Source organism: Dyella kyungheensis (assembly GCF_016905005.1).
In the GTDB taxonomy this organism is placed as follows: Bacteria; Pseudomonadota; Gammaproteobacteria; order Xanthomonadales; family Rhodanobacteraceae; genus Dyella; species Dyella kyungheensis.
Genome location: NZ_JADIKC010000001.1, coordinates 646,195 through 665,030 on the forward strand (window position 1 = coordinate 646,195; position 18,836 = coordinate 665,030).

The window sequence follows — 18,836 nt, forward strand, 5'->3', positions numbered from 1 at the left end:
GGGAAGGCGATGCGCCACGTTACTCGCCGCCGTGACAAGAAAGGGTGCAGCGGATGTTGCGACCTGGCTTACCAGCCGAACGTGGAGTACGCCGTGCCCTGCAGGCCGAGCTGCAATCCCTGCCGGGTATAGCCGATCAGCGTCTCCGGCAGCGCGTGCAGCGGGAACCAGCCAAGACCATCGTGCTTGCCGGATTCGACGATGGCCGGGTCGCCTCGCCATGGCGTGGCCAGAAAAAACATGCCCAGCCATTCGCCGCCGTGGTCGCCAGCCCGCGCGTGCAGCAGGTGGATCAGGCGCATGTCATGCGCATGCGCCTCGATGCCGGTTTCCTCGCGAAGTTCACGTGCCGCGGCCTGTTCCAGCGTTTCGCCGCCATCGTGACCACCGGCCGGCAGGCTCCACTGTCCGTCGTTCCAGCCGGTGTTCGCGCGTCGCAACAGCAAGATGTCGTCGCCGCGACGCACCACTACGAAGACGCTGGCGTTCAACGCATAGCGTTGCCGGACCAGCGTCGAATTCATCAGCCGAGCGCTTCCAGCATGGCTTCCGCTGTGGAAACGCGGAATTCGCCAGGCGCTTCCAGCTCCAGCTGCTTCACCACGCCGTTCTCGGCATACAGCGCGAAACGGCGTGCGCGCAGGCCCATGCCGTAGCCGCTGCCATCCAGTTCCAACCCGAGCGCCTTGGTGAACGCGCCGTTGCCGTCGGCCAGCATCCACAGGCCTGCCGGCACGTGCTGCGAGGCGGCCCAGGCCTGCATCACGTAGGCGTCGTTCACGGCCAGGCACATCACTTCCACGCCGCGCTGCTGGAACTCGGCGAAATGCTGCACATAGCCGGGCAGGTGCTTGTTGGAACAGGTGGGCGTGAAGGCGCCCGGCACGGCGAACAGCACGACCTTGCGGTCGGCGAACAGGGCGCCCGTCTGGGCCGGTTCGATGCCGTCGTGGACGACGCGGATTTCGACGTCGGGCAAGGTGTCGCCGACCTGGATGCTCATGGGAGGTTGCCTGAGGTGGTGGGAGGACGCGATGCTAGCGCTACGGGGCGGGCTTGTCGCCTTGAATCACGCCATTTTCGCACCCATGTGGTCGACCATAGAGAGGGTGGCGAGGCATCGCCATGCATCACCCATACGAGTCGGGCGAAGCTCGCCGGCTGCGGGGCGGAAAACATGCTTTCCGCGCCGCCGGTCCAGGCGGGCGGATTGCCGGGGAGTGGCAGTGGAATTCAAAGATTATTACGACATCTTGGGCGTGAAGCCGGATGCCAGCGAGGCGGACATCAAGGCCGCCTATCGCAAGCTGGCCAGGAAATATCACCCCGACAAGAACAAAGACGCAGGCGCCGAAGAGAAATTCAAATCGATCAACGAAGCCAACGAAGTGCTTCGCGATGCCGAAAAGCGCCGTGCCTACGATGAGCTGCGCGCCGGCGGTTACCGCGGCGGCGAGCAGTTCCGGCCGCCGCCGGGCTGGGGCCAGAGCCATGGTTTCGGCGGCGACGGCGGCGGCGATTTCAGCGACTTTTTCGAAAGTCTGTTTGGCGGTCGCGGCGGTGCCGGTCCCGGCCCGCGCGGTGCGCCGCGCGCACGCCGCGGTGGCGACGTGCATGCGCATGTGCAGATCGATCTGCAGACCGCGTTCGACGGCGGCCGCACGCGCCTGTCGCTGCAGGACGGCAGCGGCGGCGAGCGCGTGCTGGAAGTGAAGATTCCGGCCGGCATCCAGCCGGGCCAGGTGATTCGCCTGGCGGGGCAGGGCCACAGCGGTTCGGGCGGTGCCTCCAACGGCGACCTGCTGCTGGAAGTGGGCATACGCGATGACGGTCGTTTCCGTCTGGACGGCCGAAACGTGCTGCACGTGCTGCCCATCGCGCCATGGGAGGCGGCGCTGGGCACGACCGTGCCGGTGCCGACGCTGGCCGGTACGGTGGACCTGCGCATCCCCGCCGGCTCGCAGTCGGGACGCAAGTTGCGCCTGAAAGGGCGCGGGCTGCCGGGCGCGCATCCGGGCGATCAGCTGGTGGAGTTGTCGATCCGCGCACCGCTGGCCGATACCGATGCGCAGAAGAAGGCGTACGAGGCGTTGCGCGAGGAGTTTGGGGATTACGATCCGCGGCGTTGAGTAACGAAAAACGGCGCCGGAAGGCGCCGTTTTTTTAGTCCGCTGGAATTTTGTCCGCTGGCTTATTTTTTCCTCACCGTCATTCCGGCGTGCGCCGGAATGACGGTGAGGGGGAGGCGGGTTGCGGAGACTTCGAACTGGCTCTTGCACGGCGCACTGCAGCGCTTACGCCGGCAGCAGATCCTTCAGCGTGCTCACCAGTTCTTCTTCGCGGATCGGCTTGGTCACATAGGCCTTCGCGCCCTGGCGCAGGCCCCAGACCTTGTCCGTTTCCTGATCCTTGGTGGTCACCAGCACGACGGGGATGTGCTGGGTATCGGGGTCTTTGCTGATGGTGCGCGTGGCCTGGAACCCGTTGAGGTTCGGCATCACCACGTCCATCAGAATCAGGTCGGGGCGTTCGCGCCTGGCCGCTTCGACACCCGCGGCGCCATCTTCGGCAGTCAGCGCTTCATGCCCGAGCTTTTCGACGATGCGCTTGATGCCCAACAGCTGCGACGGCGAATCGTCGACGATCAGGATGCGTGCCATAAGGTGGAGTTCCCCTTGTTGTTTCGTTGGATTCTATGACGCTGCCGCGACGCTTCCAAGCCGAGCGAAAGCTCAGCTTGCGTTACCCACGCTTACTACGGTACGGCCAAACGAATCGCCTGCCAGCATGCGCGGGAACACCTCGGGCAGTTGCTCCAGCGTCACTTCACGCGTGGCGATGCGCTCAAGATGTTGCGGTTTCCAGTCGCTGGACAGCCGCTCCCACACGCGATCGCGGATGTCGCGCGCGGTGCCGGCGGAGGCAATGCCGAGCAGGCTGGCGCCGCGGATGATGAAAGGCATCACGGTACTTTCGAAATCGATGCCGCCTGCGTTGCCGCAGATGGCGACGTTGCCGTAGGGCGCGATCAGCGGCAGCAGGCCGGCCAGCATGCTGCCGCCGACGTTGTCGAGCGCGCCGCCGAAGCGGGCCGAATCCATCGGTTTGCCGCTGAAAACCAGCTGGTGGCGATCGATGCACTCGGCTGCGCCCAGATCGCGCAGGAAATCGAAATGCGCGGCCTTGCCACTGATCGCATGCACGGCATAGCCGGCACGCGTAAAGATGTCGATGGCCAGCATGCCCACGCCGCCGCTGGCGCCGGTGACGGCGAGCGGGCCGAGCGCCGGTGTCTGGCGGTTGTCTTCCATGCGCAGCAGGGCGAGTGCGGCCGTAAAGCCGGCCGTACCGATGATCATGCTGTCGCGCAGGCTCAAGCCCTTGGGCAGGCGAATCGTCCACGCGGAAGGTAGCCGGACGTATTCGCCATAGCCGCCGTCGCGTGTCTCGGACAGGCCGCTACCGGTGCACAGCACCGCATCGCCTTCCTTGAAGGCCGGATCGGTGGAGGCGACCACCGTGCCGGACACGTCGATGCCACCGTTGAGCGGATACTGGCGAAGTATCTTGCCTTTGCCGGTTCCCGCCAGCGCGTCCTTGAAATTGATCGACGAATACGCGACCTGCACCAGCACTTCGCCGGGACTCAACGCATCGGCAGCAAGCGTCTCGATGCCGCCGCGATAGCCGGCACCGTCGTTGTGGATGCGAAAGGCGCGAAAGGCGCCGGGTGTACTCATGGCCAATCCTTAACTCTCTGCGTGCCGTGCCGGGTCAGGCTTTGACGCTGCTGCGGTCGATCCACTTGGGCGTATAAACGCCCTGATAACTGTCCAGCCAGTCGAACAGCTGCGACATGTCCTGACCGAACCATACACTTTCGCGCTGCTCGGGGCGCACGAAACGTTCGGCCACCATGTGATCCATCATGGCGCGCAGCTGGCCGTAATAGCCGCGTACGTCGAAAAAGGCGCAGGGATAGCGGTGCAGGCCCAACTGGGCCCAGGTCAGCATTTCGAACATCTCGTCCATGGTGCCGTAGCCGCCGGGCAAGGCGACGAAGGCATCGGACAGCTCGAACATGCGCGTCTTGCGCTGGTGCATGGTGTCCACCACCTCCAGCTCGGTGAGGCCGGCATGCGCCACTTCCAGGTCCACCAGCTGGCGCGGAATGACGCCGATCACCTTGCCGCCCGCGGCCAGCACGGCATCGGCCACGGTGCCCATCAGGCCGACCTTGCCGCCGCCATAGACCAGCGCGATGCCGCGGCGGGCCATTTCGGTACCGAAGGCACGGGCCTGTTCGATGTATTCAGGGTGATTGCCGCTGCTGGAGCCGCAGTAGACGCAAAGGGCGGTAGGCATGAACGAAGACCGGAAAGGATGGTTGGAAAGTTAGTGGGAGCGGGCGAAACGAGGTGTTTCTCGTTTCTCACTTCTATTCATTCGCCCCAGAAAAGGCAACGGCCCGCTCGTGTTTCCACGAGCGAGCCGTACTGGCCTGGTGTGGCCAACGGGCTTAGTTGCCCTTGTGAATCGCGCGCTTGTCGACCGACAGGGCGGCTTCGTGCACGGCTTCGGACAGCGTCGGATGCGCGTGGACGATGCGCGCCAGGTCTTCGGAGGAGCCCTTGAACTCCATCGCGACCACGCACTCGGCGATCAGCTCGGACACACCCGGGCCGACCATGTGCACGCCCAGGATGCGATCCGTCTCGGCGTGAGCCAGCATCTTCACCTGGCCGATGGCCTCGTTCATGGCCACGGCGCGGCCGATGGCGGCGAACGGGAAGGTGCCCACCTTGTACGGGATGCCTTCGTCCTTCAGCTGCTTCTCGGTCTTGCCGGCCCAGGCGATTTCCGGCTCGGTGTAGATCACCCACGGCACGGTGTCGAGGTTGATGTGGCCGGCCTTGCCGGCAATCCACTCGGCCACGGCCACGCCTTCCTCGGAACCCTTGTGCGCCAGCATCGGGCCGCGCACGGCGTCGCCGATGGCCCACACGCCGTTCACGCCGGTGTGGTTGTGCTCGTCGACCACGATGCGGCCGCGCTCGTCCAGCTTCACGCCGGTATCGGCGGCCAGCAGGCCGTCGGTGTAGGCGCGGCGGCCCACGGCGACCAGCAGCTTGTCGACGGTCACCTCGTGCGCGCCGTCCTTGTCTTCATAGGTCAACGCAACTTCGTTGCCCTTGATCTCGGCCTTGGTGAGCTTGGCGCCGAGCTTGATGTTCAGGCCGAGCTTGCCGAATTCCTTGAAGGCGATCTTGGCGATGTCCGCGTCGGCCACGCTGAGGAAGTCCGGAAGCGCTTCGAGCACGGTCACGTCCGAACCCAGGCGCTTCCACACGCTGCCCAGCTCCAGGCCGATCACGCCAGCGCCGATCACGCCCAGGCGCTTCGGCACGTCGGTGAAGTCCAGCGCGCCGGCATTGTCGACGATGAACTTGTTGTCGAACTTGGCGAACGGCAGCTCGATCGGCACCGAGCCCGAAGCGAGGATCACGTTGGTGGCGCTGATGGTCTGCTTGGCGCCATCGTTGCCGGTGATTTCCACTTCGTTGTTCTTGAGCAGCTTGCCCTTTCCGAAGAACGGCGTGACCTTGTTGGCCTTGAACAGCTGGCCGATGCCGCCGGTGAACTGCTTGACGATCTTGTCCTTGCGGCCGATGAAGGTGCCCAGGTCGACCTTGGCGCCTTCCACCGTGATGCCGTGCACCGGCAGGTTATGCGCGATGTTGTAGAACTGCTTGGACGAATCGAGCAGCGCCTTGGACGGGATGCAGCCCACGTTGAGGCAGGTGCCACCGAGGGCCTGCTTGCCATCCTTGCCCACGAAGGCGTCCACGCAGGCGGTCTTCAGGCCCAGCTGCGCGGCGCGGATCGCGGCCACATAGCCGGCCGGGCCGGCGCCGATGACGATGACGTCGAATTTTTCGCTCATGATGTTTCCTAGCTGTGTGACGCGCCGGGGAGCGCGGCACTTATGAAGCGGGAGATATGTGCGGCGAGCGTGGATTCAATGCCACTGCTCGCCGCCAGAGCTTCGTTACCTGGTTGCACGGATCGCCGAGACGATCCGTGCGCGCGATCAGATGCCGAGCAACATGCGCTGCGGATTCTCGAGCTGGTTCTTGATATCGACCAGGAACAGCACTGCGTCCTTGCCATCGATGATGCGATGGTCGTAGGAGAGCGCCAGGTACATCATCGGGGCGGCGATCACCTGGCCGTTCTCGACGATGGCGCGCTCCTTGATGGCATGCATGCCCAGGATGGCGCTCTGCGGCGGGTTCACGATTGGGGTCGACAGCAGCGAACCGAAGGTGCCGCCGTTGGTGATGGTGAAGGTGCCGCCCTGCAGGTCGTCCAGGCCCAGCTTGCCGTCACGCGCCTTCTTGGCGTAATCGACGATGCCGCGCTCGACGTCGGCAAAGCTCATGTCCTGCACGTCGCGCAGTACCGGCGTCACCAGGCCCTTGTCGGTGGACACGGCGATGGAGATGTCCTGGTAGCCGTGATAGACGATGTCGTTGCCGTCGACCGAGGCGTTGACCAGCGGATGACGCTTCAGCGCTTCGGCGGCGGCCTTGACGAAGAAGCTCATGAAGCCGAGCTTGACGCCGTTGGCCTTCTCGAACGACTCGCCCAGCGCCTTGCGCATCTTCACCACCTCGGCCAGGTTCACTTCGTTGAACGAGGTGAGCATGGCGATGGAGTTCTTCGACTGCATCAGGCGTTCGGCGATGCGGGCGCGCATGCGGGTCATCGGCACGCGCTCTTCCGGACGCGAACCCGGGGTCGGCTTGGCGGCCGGTGCGGCAGCGGCCGGGGCGGAGCCACCCTTGCCGACGTTGAGCAGGTCTTCCTTGGTAACGCGACCGTCGCGGCCGGTGCCGGCGACCTTGGAGGCGTCGATGTTCTGTTCGGTGGCCACGCGCAGGCCGGCCGGGGAGAGGTCGGCGTTGCCGGCGGCAGCAGCCTTCGGAGCGGCCGGCGCGGCGGCAGGGGCCGAGGCGGCGGGGGCGGCAGCGGCCGGAGCCGGCGCAGCAGCGGCAGCGCCTTCCTCGATCACCGCGATCACCTGCTGGCTGGTCACGGTGTCACCGGACTGGAACTTGATTTCCTTCAGCACGCCATCGACCGGCGAGGGCACTTCGAGCACCACCTTGTCGGTTTCGAGGTCGACCAGGTTTTCGTCGCGCTTGACCGCTTCGCCGGCCTTCTTGTGCCAGGTCGCGATGGTGGCGTCGGAGACGGACTCGGGCAGGACGGGAACCTTGACTTCGATAGACATAAATATCCTTTGATTAGTGCGTTCATCCCTGAACGCGAAGGTCAAAAAGCGGCTATCCCTAGCCGCACTTCTCAAATTTTAGTGCGCTCATCCCTGAACGCTGAAAGTCAAAAAGCGGCCATCCATGGCCGCACTTTTCAGGATTTTATTCCGCGGAATGGTCGGTGCCGACCGGCGTAACCAAGGCCTGCTCAACCAGCGCGGCCTGCTCGGCAACGTGCGTGCTGAGATGGCCGGCTGCCGGCGCCGGCGAACGAGCGCGACCCGCATACGACAGGCTCTGCTTGCTGTTGACGCAAGCCTGCAGGTGATGGCGGATCTGGAACCAGGCGCCCTGGTTCATCGGCTCTTCCTGGCACCACACCACTTCCTTGGCGGACGCGTACTTCTCCAGCTCGGCGGTGACCTGCGGACGCGGGAACGGATAGAGCTGTTCCACGCGCACGATGGCGACGTCGGTCTGGCCGCGCTTCTCGGCGTCTTCCAGCAGGTCGTAGTAGACCTTGCCCGAGCACAGCACCACGCGCTTGACCTTCTTGGCGGCCAGCTCGCGATGCTCCGGGATCACCAGCTGGAAGCTGCCGGTAGCCAGCTCGTCCAGCGAGGACACGGCCAGCTTGTGGCGCAGCAGCGACTTGGGCGTCATCACGATCAGCGGCTTGCGCACCGGGCGCACCATCTGGCGGCGGATCATGTGGAACGCCTGGGCCGGCGTGGTGGGCACGCAGACCTGCATGTTCTCCATCGCGCACAGCTGCAGGAAGCGCTCGAGGCGAGCGGAGGAGTGCTCCGGACCCTGGCCTTCGTAGCCGTGCGGGAGGAACAGCGCCAGGCCGCACAGGCGATTCCACTTCGATTCGCCCGAGCTGATGAACTGGTCGATGACGACCTGCGCACCGTTGGCGAAGTCGCCGAACTGGCCTTCCCAGATGTGCAGGGTGTACGGATCGGTGGTGGCGCTGCCGTACTCGAACGCCATCACTGCTTCTTCGCTGAGCAGCGAGTCGATCACTTCGACGTCGGCGCCCGAACGCACATCGGCCAGCGGCAGGTAGGTGTAGCCGGTCTGCTGGTCGTGCAGCACCGCATGGCGATGGAAGAAGGTGCCGCGGCCCACGTCCTGGCCGACCAGGCGCAGGTTGTAGTTTTCGTCGATGAGCGTGGCGTACGCCAGGTTCTCGGCAAAGCCCCAGTCGCCAGGCTGTTCGCCCGCGGCCATCTTGGCGCGGTCGTCGTAGATCTTGGCGACGCGGGACTGCAGCGTCAGGTCCTTGGGCAACTTGAGGATCTGGTTGGCCAGTTCGACCAGACGCTGCTTCGGCACGCCGGTGGGCGTCTCGGTGGACAGCTTGCCGCCGATGAACTTGTCCCAGTCGACTTCGATGTCCTTGACCAGCGAGGTGGTCAGTTCGGTCATCGGTTCGCCGGCCTCGAGGCGGGCGCGATAGTCCTCGAACATCTTCTGGCCGTCGCCATCGGCGATCACGCCCTGCTTGACCAGATCCTGCGCATACAGGTCGCGGGTGGTGGGGCGCTTGCGGATGATCTGGTACATCACCGGCTGGGTAGCTGCCGGTTCGTCGGCTTCGTTATGGCCGTGGCGGCGGTAGCACACCAGGTCGATCACCACGTCCTTGCGGAACTGCTTGCGGAAGTCGTAGGCGAGGCGGGTGGCCTGGATCACCGCTTCCGGGTCGTCGCCGTTCACGTGGAACACCGGCGCGTTGACCATCTTGGCCAGGTCGGTGCAGTACAGCGTGGAACGGGCGTCCTGCGGATTGGAGGTGGTGAAGCCCACCTGGTTGTTCACCACGATGTGCAGGCTGCCGCCGATCTTGAAGCCGCGGGCCTGGGACATGTTGAACAATTCCATGTTCACGCCCTGGCCGGCCAGCGCCGCATCGCCGTGCACCAGCACGGCCAGCGACTGCTTGCGCTCGGTGTCGCGGCGACGGACCTGGCGCGAGTGCACCGAGCCTGCCACCACCGGGTTGACGATTTCCAGGTGCGACGGGTTGAACGCCAGCGCCACGTGGGTGCCGCCGTTCGGCGTCTTGACGTCGGCGGAGAAGCCCATGTGGTACTTCACGTCGCCCGAGTGGGCCGGATCGTCCGGGTGATCCCACTTGCCTTCGAATTCGTTGAACAGCGTGCGCGGCGGCTTGCCCAGGATGTTGACCAGCATGTTGAGGCGGCCGCGATGGGCCATGCCGATCACCACTTCCTTGATACCGTTGTCGCCCGCGGCGCGGACCACGTCGTCGACCATCGGGATCAGGCTGTCGCCGCCTTCCAGCGAGAAGCGCTTCTGGCCGACGTACTTGGTGTGCAGGTAACGCTCGAGGCCTTCGGCCGCGGTGAGCCCGGCCAGCACGCGCTTCTTGCCTGTGGCGTCAAGGCCGGCGGTGCCGCTGGCCTGCTCCAGGCGGGTGTAGAGCCAGTTGCGCTGCTCATGGTTGCTGATGTGCATGAACTCGACGCCGAGGGTGTTGGTGTACACCTTCTTCAGCCGGGCAATCAGCTCGCGCAGCTTCAGGCGCTGGCCGCCGCCGGCAAAGTTGCCGCAGTCGAACTCGGTATCCAGGTCGGCGTCGGACAGGCCGTGGAACGAGGGTTCCAGGTCCGGCGCCGGCAGCTTCTCGGCCAGGCCGAGCGGGTCGAGGTTGGAGGCCAGGTGGCCGCGCGAACGGTAGGCGGTGAGGATGCGCAGAACGCCGGCCTGCTTGCGGGCGTGGGCGTCGTCGACGGGGCCGGCGGCTGCCGCAACGCCGTTGCGGCGCTGCTTTTGCGCGGCCTCTATACGCGCAATGGCCGCAGAGTGGGGAACGTCCCCTGACTCGCGGCCTTTGAAAGTCTCGAAGTATTTGCTCCAGGTAGCGTCGACCGACGAGGGGTCTGCCAACCACGATTCATAGAGCTGTTCAACATAATCGGCGTTACCGCCGGCGAGTTGGGAGGATTCGAAAAACTCGCGGATCAGATTAGTGCTCACGTCACCACCGGTGAGAAGGGAAGCATGCAGCCGCTCCGGCCGGGGTTGGCCGGATGGCTGGGAAAAATCCCGTTAATTATAGCCTTGGGGTGCTGCGACGCGGCAACCCAAAACACCGACCTTAGATGGGGTCGATGGACGATATTTCGAGTTTGCGGGTACCGACCATCGTCGTAGAGCGCGGATTTGTGAGGGAACGAGGCGTTTTGCGTCGGTGCGACGGAGGCGCTCGCTTCCTGGGGCGCTGTTCAGGTAACGGCTAAAGATCGAGCGGCAACCAGGTGCTGGCGCGAGCCGACCGCTCCCACACCTCGTTGAAGTGCTGCATCAGCGGCGCCTGGGCGGCGCGATCGGCCAGCGCCGCCCGGCCGTCGGCGCGGCGCGCGTCGGGCTGGAACAGGTAGCCGCCCTGATCGGTGAGCAGATAGGACGAGGCATAGGCCAGGTCCACCTCTTCCAGCGGCGTGCGCACCAGCACCACGCTGGACAGGCGCTGCGCCAGGGCGACCAGCCGGTGCTGGTCGCGCAGCGCATCGTCGGCCGCGTGCACGATCAGGCGGATTTCGGCGCCGCGCCCCGAGGTGGCGAGTCGCCGGAGCTCAGCCTGTTCCGCGATGCCGCCGTAGACATCGGCGGGCAGCGACGGCTGGTAGATGGCGATGCGTCGCCGTGCCTCGGTCAGCAGGCGGAGACGGGCGGCGGCCACTTCGCTGCGATCGCCCGCAGGCAGGCCCGGCGTGGCCGGATCCTCGCCTGCGTTCGGTGCACCGTCGTGGACCTCCCGTTCGCTCATCGGCGGCGCGGCTTGCGGGCGACCAGGTGGCCGTCGTTGACCAGCGCCAGCAGCAAGCCGAGTTCGGCGGCCGGCACCGACTTGCCTGGAATGATCTCGCGCGTGGCGCAGAGGCGTTCGGCCAGCTCCACTGTCGTGGGATAGGGCTGTCCGTTGACGAACAGGGTGGCGCCTCGCTTGGCGCGGGCCCAGGCCATGCGCGCCCAGGGATGGCGAAGCAGGGCAGCGCCCCCGTCGAGTTGTTTGCCCAGCGCGGCTTCGGTCAGTTCCTTTTCCGGTGGCACCGGTTGCTGGGCGCTGCGGTAGCGGGTGATGAAGCGGCCGAACCAGTCGGTGAGCGTGGCTTCGTCCAGTGCCGCGGCAAAGGGCAGGGCCTGTTTCAGGCGTGCCAGCGCCGCGCGGTCGATTTCGCCGGCCGACTTGGCCGGGGCGAGGTCGGGATCGGTATAGCGCAGCTCGTCGGGCAGGCGTTCGGCCAGGTAATCGGCGAGGTCACCGGTCAGCTCGGCCTGCGACGGCGCCCGCATGCCGACCGAGATGGTCAGGCACGGCCCCCCGAACGCGACGCCGTCGTGCGGCACGCCGGGCGGCAGATACAACATGTCGCCTGGTTCGAGCAGCCACTCGTGGTCCGGCTCGAAGACCTGGAGCTGCTTGAGCTCCACGTCCGGGCGGAAATTCTTGGGGGCGTCGGGGTTGGTGTCGATGGCCCAATGACGCTGGCCCAGGCCCTGTAACAGGAACACGTCGTACTGATCCACGTGCGCACCCACGCCGCCGCCGGGTTCGGCATAGGAAATCATGATGTCGTCCAGGCGCCAGCTGGGCAGGAAGCGGAAGTCTTCCAGCAGCGCGGCGACGTCGGCATCCCACTTGTCCACGTCCTGCACCAGCAGGGTCCAGTTCTTGTCGGGGGTGCTGGCGAAGTCCTTTTCGGTCAGCGGACCGGTCTTCACCTTCCAGCGGTCGCGGGCTTCGTCATGGATGATCAGGCGCGACAGCGCGGTTTCCTCCATCGCCAGGCCGGCCAGGTCGTTCGGCTCGATCGGCGAGACGAAGTCCGGGAAGGCCTGGCGGATCAGCAGCGGCCGCTTCTGCCAGTAATCGCGCAGGAACTGGGCGGGACTCATGCCCAGCGGCTGCTTGGCGCTGCCACGGACTTCGATGGGGAGGGAAGAGGTCTTGGTCATCCGCCCATTCTAAGCGAAGCCGATGACGGCGCCGTTGATCGCCGTCAGTAGGGCGCCGGGGTCACCGGCGGCGCACCCAGGCTCTCGGGGGGGCGTCCATCCCGATGTCCGAGGCGGCGCCGTCGCAAGGAGAAATAAGCCCGTGGACATATGGTTATGCCAACACATCCTTTCCCATGACCTGAGCGGATGACTACTTTGGCTATCCAGATGTCTGGACGTCCAAAGGTGGACAGTGAACGCGGTCGTGGCAACGCAAACCGGACTGGCTTCCCTCGAGGGCGACAAGCTCTCCTCGCTGGAGCGGCTGGCCGACGGACTCGGCCCCGCCGAGCTCTACTGGATCGCCGCCTGGAGCGCGGCACGTGCCGACCAGCTGCAGCGCGGCACCGTTCCCGCGGCGCCCGCCAAAGCGATCGGCGACCGGCTCACCATCCTCTACGGCAGCCAGACGGGACAGGCCAAGCGCATCGCCACGCAACTGAGCGCGCGTGCCGAAGCTGCCGGACTCGCCGTTCGACTGGTACGCGCCGACAGCTATCCCCAGCGGGATCTGGCCAAGGAAACCCACCTGGTGGTGGTGATCAGCACCCAGGGCGATGCCGAGCCGCCCGATGACGCACGCGGCCTGGTGGAGTTCATCCTGGGCAAGCGCGCGCCCCGTTTGCCAGGCCTGCGTTATGCGGTGCTGGGACTGGGCGATTCCAGCTATCCGGAGTTCTGTGCGATCGGCCGCCAGCTCGATGCACGCTTCGCCGAGCTCGGCGGCTCGCGGCTCGCCCCGTTGGGCGAGGCGGACGTGGATGTCGACGCCGTGGCGACGCCATGGACGGAACGCGCGTTCGAGCAGGCCAGACAGGCGCTGGGCACCACCCAGCCCGCGCCCCGCGTAACCACGCTGCAGCCGGTGCCCTCGCGCGTCACGCATCAACGGGACCGTCCGTTTGCGGCAGCGGTGCTGGACAACCAATCGATCGTGGCGCGCGATGCCGGTCGCGACGTGCGCCACCTGGAGCTGTCGCTGGAAGGTTCCGGCCTGCGCTATGAACCGGGTGATGCCGTGGGCGTGTGGCCACAGAACCCGGCCGCGCTGGTCGATCAATGGCTGGGCCTGCTCAAGCTCGACGGCGAACAGGTCGTGTATCACGACGGCAAGGAATGGCCGTTGCGTCGCTGGCTGACGCACGAGCGTGAACTCACCCGGCTGAGCCGGCCGTTGATCGCCGCCGTGGCGGACGCGAGCGGCGACCAGGAACTCGCTGGTGTACTTCGTCCGGATCAATCCTCGCGCCTGACAGCACTGCTGGCGGACCTGCAACCCATCGATCTGTGGCGCCGTCATCCCGCCGCGTGGTCGGCGGACGAACTGGTCGCCGCACTGCGGCCGCAGACGCCACGGCTGTATTCGATCGCCTCCAGCCAGAAAGCGGTGGGCGACGAAGTGCACCTGACGGTGGCCGTGATCGATTATCTCGCGCACGGCCAACGTCACTGGGGAGCGGCCTCGTCGTTCCTTGGCGCATCGACGGACGAGCATCGCCTGCCGGTCTTCATCGAAGAGAACGAACGCTTCCGCTTGCCCAAGGACGACAGCCGCGACGTGATCATGATCGGGCCGGGCACGGGCGTGGCGCCGTTCCGCGCGTTCGTGCAGGAACGCCGCGAAACAGCGGCGCGCGGACGCCACTGGCTGTTCTTCGGCAACCGTCATTTCAGCAGCGACTTCCTTTATCAGATCGAATGGCAGGCCGCGTTGCGCGACGGTTCGCTGGATCGGCTGGAGCTGGCCTTCTCGCGCGACGGCGAGGCCAAGGTCTACGTGCAGCAACGCATCCGCGAGCAGGCGCGCGATCTCTACGCGTGGCTGCAGGAAGGTGCGCATCTGTATGTATGCGGCGACGCCAACCATATGGCCAAGGACGTGCATGCCGCCCTGATCGAGGTGGCCGTGAGCCAGGGTGGCCAGTCGCACGAACAGGCCAGGGAATGGCTGTCCGGTCTTCTCCAGCAGGGCCGCTACGCCCGCGACGTGTACTGACATGAGCCCACCACTTTCCGATTTCGAGCGCATCAAGGCCGCCAGCCGGCAACTGCGCGGCTCCATCGCCGAGGGCCTGCGCGACCCGGTGACCAACGCGATCAGCGACGACGACAACAAGCTGTTGAAATTCCATGGCAGCTACCAGCAGGACGATCGCGACCTGCGCGAAGAACGGCGCCGGCAGAAACTGGAGCCGGCGTACTCCTTCATGTTGCGCGCACGCCTGCCTTCCGGCGTGGTGACGCCAACGCAGTGGCTGGTGTTCGACAGCATCGCGCGCGACCATGCCAACGGCAGCTTGCGCATTACCACCCGCCAGACCTTTCAGTGGCACGGCATCATCAAGCGCAGGCTCAAGCCCACCATTGCCGCCATCCACGACGCGCTCGCCACCACCATCGCCTCGTGTGGCGATGTGGTGCGCAACGTGGTGAGCACGGCCAATCCGGTCGAATCGAGCGGGCATGCACTGGCCTACGAGTGGGCCACGCGGCTTTCGGAAGAACTGGCGCCGCGCACGCGCGCCTATCACGAGATCTGGCTCGACGGCGACGCGCTGGTCGGCGAACCCAAGGACGAGGAACCGCTGTACGGCCGCACCTATCTGCCGCGCAAGTTCAAGATCGGCCTGGCCATCCCTCCGCTCAACGATGTGGATGTGTTCGCGCAGGACCTCGGCTTGATCGCCATCATCGAACAGGGCGAGCTGAAAGGCTTCAACATCGCCATTGGCGGTGGCATGGGCGCGACGCACGGCGACCCCAGCACGTATCCGCGACTGGCGAGCGTGATCGGCTTCGTGACACCGGAGCGGCTGCTTGCCGTGTCCGAAACCATCGTGGCGGTGCAGCGCGACTGGGGCAATCGCAGTGAGCGCAAACACGCGCGCCTGAAGTACACCATCGACCATCGCGGGCTGGATGCTTTCAAGGCCGAGCTGGAGCAACGCCTGGGTTTCGCGCTGGAGGGCGAGCGCGCCTATCGCTTCGAGCACAACGGCGATCGCTACGGTTGGATCGAAGGCGAGGACGGGCGCTGGCACCTCACGCTGCAGATCGAATCGGGCCGTCTGGCCGATGTGGGCGAGCGGCGCTGGCTTACTGGTCTGCGCGAGCTGGCCAGGATCCACGAGGGCGACTTCCGCCTCACCTGCAACCAGAACGTGATCGTCGCCAACGTGGGTGCTGGCCAGCGCGCGCGCATCGATGCCATCGTGACCGCGCATGGGCTGGATGGCTATCGCACCGATAGCGGTATCCGGCGTCACGCCGTGGCCTGCGTGGCTTTGCCCACGTGCGGCCTGGCGATGGCGGAAAGCGAACGCTATCTGCCGGATCTGTTGCCTCGCCTGGAGACGCTGCTCGATGTGCATGGATTGCGCGAGGCGCCGATTCTGCTGCGCCTTTCCGGTTGCCCCAACGGTTGCTCGCGCCCGTACCTGGGTGAGATCGCGCTGGTCGGCCGTGGCCCCGGCCGTTACGACTTGCGCCTGGGTGCGGATTTCCGCGGCCAGCGGCTCAATCAGCTGTATCGGGAGAACGTGGACGAGCCGGCGATCCTCGATGCGCTGTCGCCGCTGTTTGCCCGTTATGCAGCGGAGCGCGTGATCGACGAAGGCTTCGGCGATTTCCTCCTGCGCACCGGCGTGATCGAAGCAGACACGCGGCGGATTCCCGTCGAGGTCGTGGCATGAAGCTGGCGCTGCTCGAGGATGCGCAGCACGACCCTCGGGCGCGGGATGAGTTGAACCGATGGCTGGGTCAGCTGGACGCGGAGCAACGCGTGATATGGGGGCTCGCCTATGCGCCGGGCACACACGTGCTGTCTTCCAGCTTCGGTGCGCAGGCGGCGGTGTCGCTGCATCTGATGACGCGGCAACGGCCGGATCTTCCGGTGGTGCTGGTCGACACCGGCTATCTGTTCCCAGAGACCTATCGCTTCGTCGAGGAACTGCGTGACCGCCTCGCGTTGAATGTGCGCATCTACAGCGCGCACGAAAGCGCCGCCTGGCTGGAAGCAAGGGAAGGCCGCTTGTGGGAGCAGGGCGTGGCGGGCATCGATCGCTACAACCAGCTGCGCAAGGTCGAGCCGATGCGGCGCGCGTTGGCGGAGCTTGGCGCGGGCTCCTGGTTTGCCGGCTTGCGCCGCAGCCAGGCGCGCACGCGCGCGGCCATTGAGTTTGCCGAGCGTCGCGATGGTCGCTGGAAATTCCATCCGATCGCGGACTGGACCGACCGCGACGTCGGCTTGTATCTGCACAAGCACGGCCTGCCGTACCACCCGTTGTGGGACCAGGGTTACATCTCCATCGGCGACGTGCACACCACGCATCGCTGGGAACCCGGCACGGATGCCGATGCCACCCGATTCTTTGGCTTGAAGCGCGAATGCGGGCTTCACGGCCTGGCTTGACCGAACACTCCAAGAACCATCCCGGCTCACGCCGGCCACCGCCCCGAAAAGAAGAATCACGCCATGAGCCCCAGTGCCCTTGCGCAGACTGCTGCTGCGCTTTCCGACGATGCATCGCCGTCGCTGATTCCACCGCACGGCGGCGTGCTGAAAGAGTTGTACCTGCCGGCCGGTGAGGCCGCCCTTCTCAAGCAACGCAGCGCGGGCCTGCCCGGTATCGACCTGGACACCCGTCAGTTGTGCGATCTGGAACTGCTGCTCAATGGCGCGTTCTCTCCGCTGGAAGGGTTCCTGTCGCAGCGCGACTACGATCGCGTGGTCGCCGAATACCGACTGGCGGACGGCACGCTATGGCCGATACCGATCACGCTGGATGTCAGCGAGGCCTTCGCCGAACGGCTGGTGGTCGGCAGCGAGGTCGCACTGCGCGACGTGCAGGGCGTGCCGATCGCGGTGCTGGAAGTGGACGACATCTACCGCCCGGATCGTGAGCACGAAGCACAACAGGTCTTCGGCACGACGGACCGCGCGCATCCCGGTGTGGCCGAGCTGCTGGATCGCTATCGGCCGGTCAACCTCGGCGGGCGCGTGCGTGGCATCCAGCCGCCGTCGCACTACGACTTCACCACGCTGCGCGATACGCCGCGTGGCCTGCGCGAGTGGTTCGTGTCGCAGGGCTGGCATCGGATCGTCGCGTTCCAGACGCGCAATCCGATGCATCGCGCGCATCGCGAGTTGACCTTGCGCGCCGCGCAGCAGGTGGGCGCGAAATTGCTGCTGCAACCGTCGGTGGGTCGTACCAAGCCGGGCGACATCGACCACTACACTCGCGTGCGTTGCTATCAGGCATTGTTGCCGCAGTACCCGGCCAACAGTGCGCGTTTGTCGCTGCTGCCGCTGGCCATGCGCATGGGTGGACCGCGCGAGGCACTGTGGCACGCGATCATCCGCAAGAACTTCGGCGCGAGTCACTTCATCGTGGGGCGCGATCATGCCGGCCCCGGCAACGACTCCAGCGGCAAGCCGTTCTACGGTCCGTTCGATGCGCAGCATCTGCTGGAGCGCCATCAGGACGAACTGGGCATCCGCATCGTGCCGTTCCCGGCCATGGTGTATGCGGCCAACCGCGACGCTTATCTTCCCTCGAACGAGATAGAGCCCAGCGACGAAGTGCGCGACATTTCGGGAACGCAGTTGCGTCGCCACCTGCAGGAAGGCAGCGAGATTCCCTCGTGGTTCTCCTTTCCCGAGGTGGAGAAGATCCTGCGTGAGAGGCATCCAGCGCAGGCTGCACGCGGTTTCGCCTTGTTCTTCACCGGTCTCTCCGGGGCGGGAAAGTCGACCATCGCGCAGGCTGTGGTCGCGCAGTTGCTGGAGCGCAGCAGCCGGGCGGTGACGGTGCTGGATGGCGATGAGGTGCGCAAGCACTTGTCGCGCGGTCTTGGGTTTTCGCGCGAGGATCGCGATGCGAACGTCACTCGTATCGGCTATGTGGCCAGTGAGATCGTGCGCCACGGTGGTGTGGCTGTTTGCGCGCCGATTGCGCCTTATGCGAATGCGCGTGCGGACGCGCGGTCATTGGTGGAGGCGCACGGGGATTTCATCGAGATACATGTGGCGACGGCGCTGGAGGTTTGCGAGGCGCGGGATCGCAAGGGGTTGTATGCGCAGGCGCGCGCGGGGGCGATTGCGCATTTCACGGGGATCAGTGATCCGTATGAGGAGCCGGGGCAGCCGGAGTTGCGGATCGATGGGAATGGAGGGGATCCGTTGGTGTTGGCGCGGCAGGTTGTTTCGTTGCTTGAGCAGCGAGGGTTGTTGCGCGGGTGAGTTTTGCTCGTCATCCCGGCGCAGGCCGGGATCCAGAGCCTCGGTGTTTGGTTGTCGCGTTGACGCCAGCTTGCTCGCCTGCCGCGGGCTTCCGTGCCGCTGCCGCGGGCCGAGTCACTTTTCTTTGCTTGCCCAAGAGAAAGTAAGGCAGTCTCTAATATCAAGTGCAACGCCCTTTGGGAGGTGATGCATGGGTCGGCACTACAACCATCTAAGCGCCGAAGAGCGAGGTGCGATCATGGTGGGCAAGGCACGCGGGGACAGCGCCCGGCAGCTGGCGA

At 65.7% G+C, this 18,836-nt stretch carries 15 protein-coding genes; 5 read left to right on the plus strand and 10 right to left on the minus strand.

The genetic code is table 11. The annotated features are described in order from the left end of the window. Positions 1–68: 68 nt before the first annotated feature. Positions 69–524 carry an NUDIX hydrolase gene (locus ISP20_RS03045; RefSeq protein ID WP_204634568.1) on the minus strand — a complete coding sequence of 152 codons (456 nt, stop codon included), beginning with the start codon at positions 522–524 and terminating at the stop codon, positions 69–71. Then, on the minus strand, positions 524–1,003 hold the full coding sequence (locus ISP20_RS03050) for a peroxiredoxin (RefSeq protein WP_204634569.1): 480 nt from the start codon (positions 1,001–1,003) through the stop codon (positions 524–526). The genes ISP20_RS03045 and ISP20_RS03050 overlap by 1 nt, the downstream gene beginning before the upstream one ends. Positions 1,004–1,226: 223 nt before the next feature. On the opposite strand from ISP20_RS03050, the gene ISP20_RS03055 reads away from it, so the two are divergent. After that, positions 1,227–2,129, plus strand: coding sequence for a DnaJ C-terminal domain-containing protein (locus ISP20_RS03055; protein WP_204634570.1), 903 nt, complete (start codon positions 1,227–1,229; stop codon positions 2,127–2,129). 165 nt (positions 2,130–2,294) lie between these two features. On the opposite strand, the gene pilH is transcribed toward ISP20_RS03055, so the two are convergent. The 8 genes from pilH to ISP20_RS03095 form a co-directional block, all read right to left on the minus strand. Beyond that, positions 2,295–2,660 (minus strand): twitching motility response regulator PilH, encoded by a 366-nt coding sequence (gene pilH, locus ISP20_RS03060; RefSeq protein WP_204634571.1) that lies wholly within the window; start codon positions 2,658–2,660, stop codon positions 2,295–2,297. A 72-nt stretch (positions 2,661–2,732) separates the two neighbouring features. Continuing rightward, the gene (locus ISP20_RS03065) at positions 2,733–3,740 is read right to left on the minus strand and encodes an oxidoreductase (protein WP_204634572.1); all 1,008 of its coding nucleotides are present in this window, start codon (positions 3,738–3,740) and stop codon (positions 2,733–2,735) included. Positions 3,741–3,774: 34 nt separating this feature from the next. Next, on the minus strand, positions 3,775–4,365 hold the full coding sequence (locus tag ISP20_RS03070; RefSeq protein ID WP_204634573.1) for an LOG family protein: 591 nt from the start codon (positions 4,363–4,365) through the stop codon (positions 3,775–3,777). A 154-nt stretch (positions 4,366–4,519) separates the two neighbouring features. After that, positions 4,520–5,944 carry a dihydrolipoyl dehydrogenase gene (lpdA, locus tag ISP20_RS03075; RefSeq protein ID WP_204634574.1) on the minus strand — a complete coding sequence of 475 codons (1,425 nt, stop codon included), beginning with the start codon at positions 5,942–5,944 and terminating at the stop codon, positions 4,520–4,522. Positions 5,945–6,091: 147 nt separating this feature from the next. Further along, the gene (odhB, locus tag ISP20_RS03080; RefSeq protein WP_204634575.1) at positions 6,092–7,297 is read right to left on the minus strand and encodes a 2-oxoglutarate dehydrogenase complex dihydrolipoyllysine-residue succinyltransferase; all 1,206 of its coding nucleotides are present in this window, start codon (positions 7,295–7,297) and stop codon (positions 6,092–6,094) included. A 145-nt stretch (positions 7,298–7,442) separates the two neighbouring features. Then, positions 7,443–10,289 carry a 2-oxoglutarate dehydrogenase E1 component gene (locus ISP20_RS03085; protein ID WP_204634576.1) on the minus strand — a complete coding sequence of 949 codons (2,847 nt, stop codon included), beginning with the start codon at positions 10,287–10,289 and terminating at the stop codon, positions 7,443–7,445. A 259-nt stretch (positions 10,290–10,548) separates the two neighbouring features. After that, complete coding sequence (locus tag ISP20_RS03090; protein WP_204634577.1) at positions 10,549–11,082, minus strand: DUF7931 domain-containing protein; 534 nt, start codon at positions 11,080–11,082, stop codon at positions 10,549–10,551. After that, positions 11,079–12,272, minus strand: coding sequence for a cupin domain-containing protein (locus tag ISP20_RS03095; protein ID WP_204634578.1), 1,194 nt, complete (start codon positions 12,270–12,272; stop codon positions 11,079–11,081). Before ISP20_RS03095 ends, ISP20_RS03090 begins: the two co-directional genes overlap by 4 nt. 235 nt (positions 12,273–12,507) lie before the next feature. Between ISP20_RS03095 and ISP20_RS03100 the strand changes: the two genes are divergently transcribed. The 4 genes from ISP20_RS03100 (at position 12,508) to ISP20_RS03115 (ending at position 18,555) form a co-directional block, all read left to right on the plus strand. Beyond that, positions 12,508–14,310 (plus strand): assimilatory sulfite reductase (NADPH) flavoprotein subunit, encoded by a 1,803-nt coding sequence (locus ISP20_RS03100; protein ID WP_425490758.1) that lies wholly within the window; start codon positions 12,508–12,510, stop codon positions 14,308–14,310. A gap of 1 nt (position 14,311) precedes the next feature. Beyond that, positions 14,312–16,006, plus strand: coding sequence for an assimilatory sulfite reductase (NADPH) hemoprotein subunit (cysI, locus tag ISP20_RS03105; RefSeq protein ID WP_204634580.1), 1,695 nt, complete (start codon positions 14,312–14,314; stop codon positions 16,004–16,006). Then, a complete protein-coding gene (locus ISP20_RS03110; protein WP_204634581.1) occupies positions 16,003–16,725 on the plus strand; it encodes a phosphoadenylyl-sulfate reductase in 723 nt (240 codons plus the stop codon). The genes cysI and ISP20_RS03110 overlap by 4 nt, the downstream gene beginning before the upstream one ends. Positions 16,726–16,788: 63 nt before the next feature. Continuing rightward, on the plus strand, positions 16,789–18,555 hold the full coding sequence (locus ISP20_RS03115; protein WP_204634582.1) for a bifunctional sulfate adenylyltransferase/adenylylsulfate kinase: 1,767 nt from the start codon (positions 16,789–16,791) through the stop codon (positions 18,553–18,555). The last annotated feature ends 281 nt before the right edge of the window (positions 18,556–18,836 follow it).

Excerpts from the sequence above, each read along its gene's own strand:
- ISP20_RS03045 (WP_204634568.1), bottom strand. The coding sequence starts at position 524 with ATGAATTCGACGCTGGTCCGGCAACGCTATGCGTTGAACGCCAGCGTC.
- ISP20_RS03050 (WP_204634569.1), bottom strand. The coding sequence starts at position 1,003 with ATGAGCATCCAGGTCGGCGACACCTTGCCCGACGTCGAAATCCGCGTC.
- pilH (WP_204634571.1), bottom strand. The coding sequence starts at position 2,660 with ATGGCACGCATCCTGATCGTCGACGATTCGCCGTCGCAGCTGTTGGGC.
- ISP20_RS03065 (WP_204634572.1), bottom strand. The coding sequence starts at position 3,740 with ATGAGTACACCCGGCGCCTTTCGCGCCTTTCGCATCCACAACGACGGT.
- ISP20_RS03070 (WP_204634573.1), bottom strand. The coding sequence starts at position 4,365 with ATGCCTACCGCCCTTTGCGTCTACTGCGGCTCCAGCAGCGGCAATCAC.
- lpdA (WP_204634574.1), bottom strand. The coding sequence starts at position 5,944 with ATGAGCGAAAAATTCGACGTCATCGTCATCGGCGCCGGCCCGGCCGGC.
- odhB (WP_204634575.1), bottom strand. The coding sequence starts at position 7,297 with ATGTCTATCGAAGTCAAGGTTCCCGTCCTGCCCGAGTCCGTCTCCGAC.
- ISP20_RS03090 (WP_204634577.1), bottom strand. The coding sequence starts at position 11,082 with ATGAGCGAACGGGAGGTCCACGACGGTGCACCGAACGCAGGCGAGGAT.
- ISP20_RS03095 (WP_204634578.1), bottom strand. The coding sequence starts at position 12,272 with ATGACCAAGACCTCTTCCCTCCCCATCGAAGTCCGTGGCAGCGCCAAG.
- cysI (WP_204634580.1), top strand. The coding sequence starts at position 14,312 with ATGAGCCCACCACTTTCCGATTTCGAGCGCATCAAGGCCGCCAGCCGG.
- ISP20_RS03110 (WP_204634581.1), top strand. The coding sequence starts at position 16,003 with ATGAAGCTGGCGCTGCTCGAGGATGCGCAGCACGACCCTCGGGCGCGG.
- ISP20_RS03115 (WP_204634582.1), top strand. The coding sequence starts at position 16,789 with ATGAGCCCCAGTGCCCTTGCGCAGACTGCTGCTGCGCTTTCCGACGAT.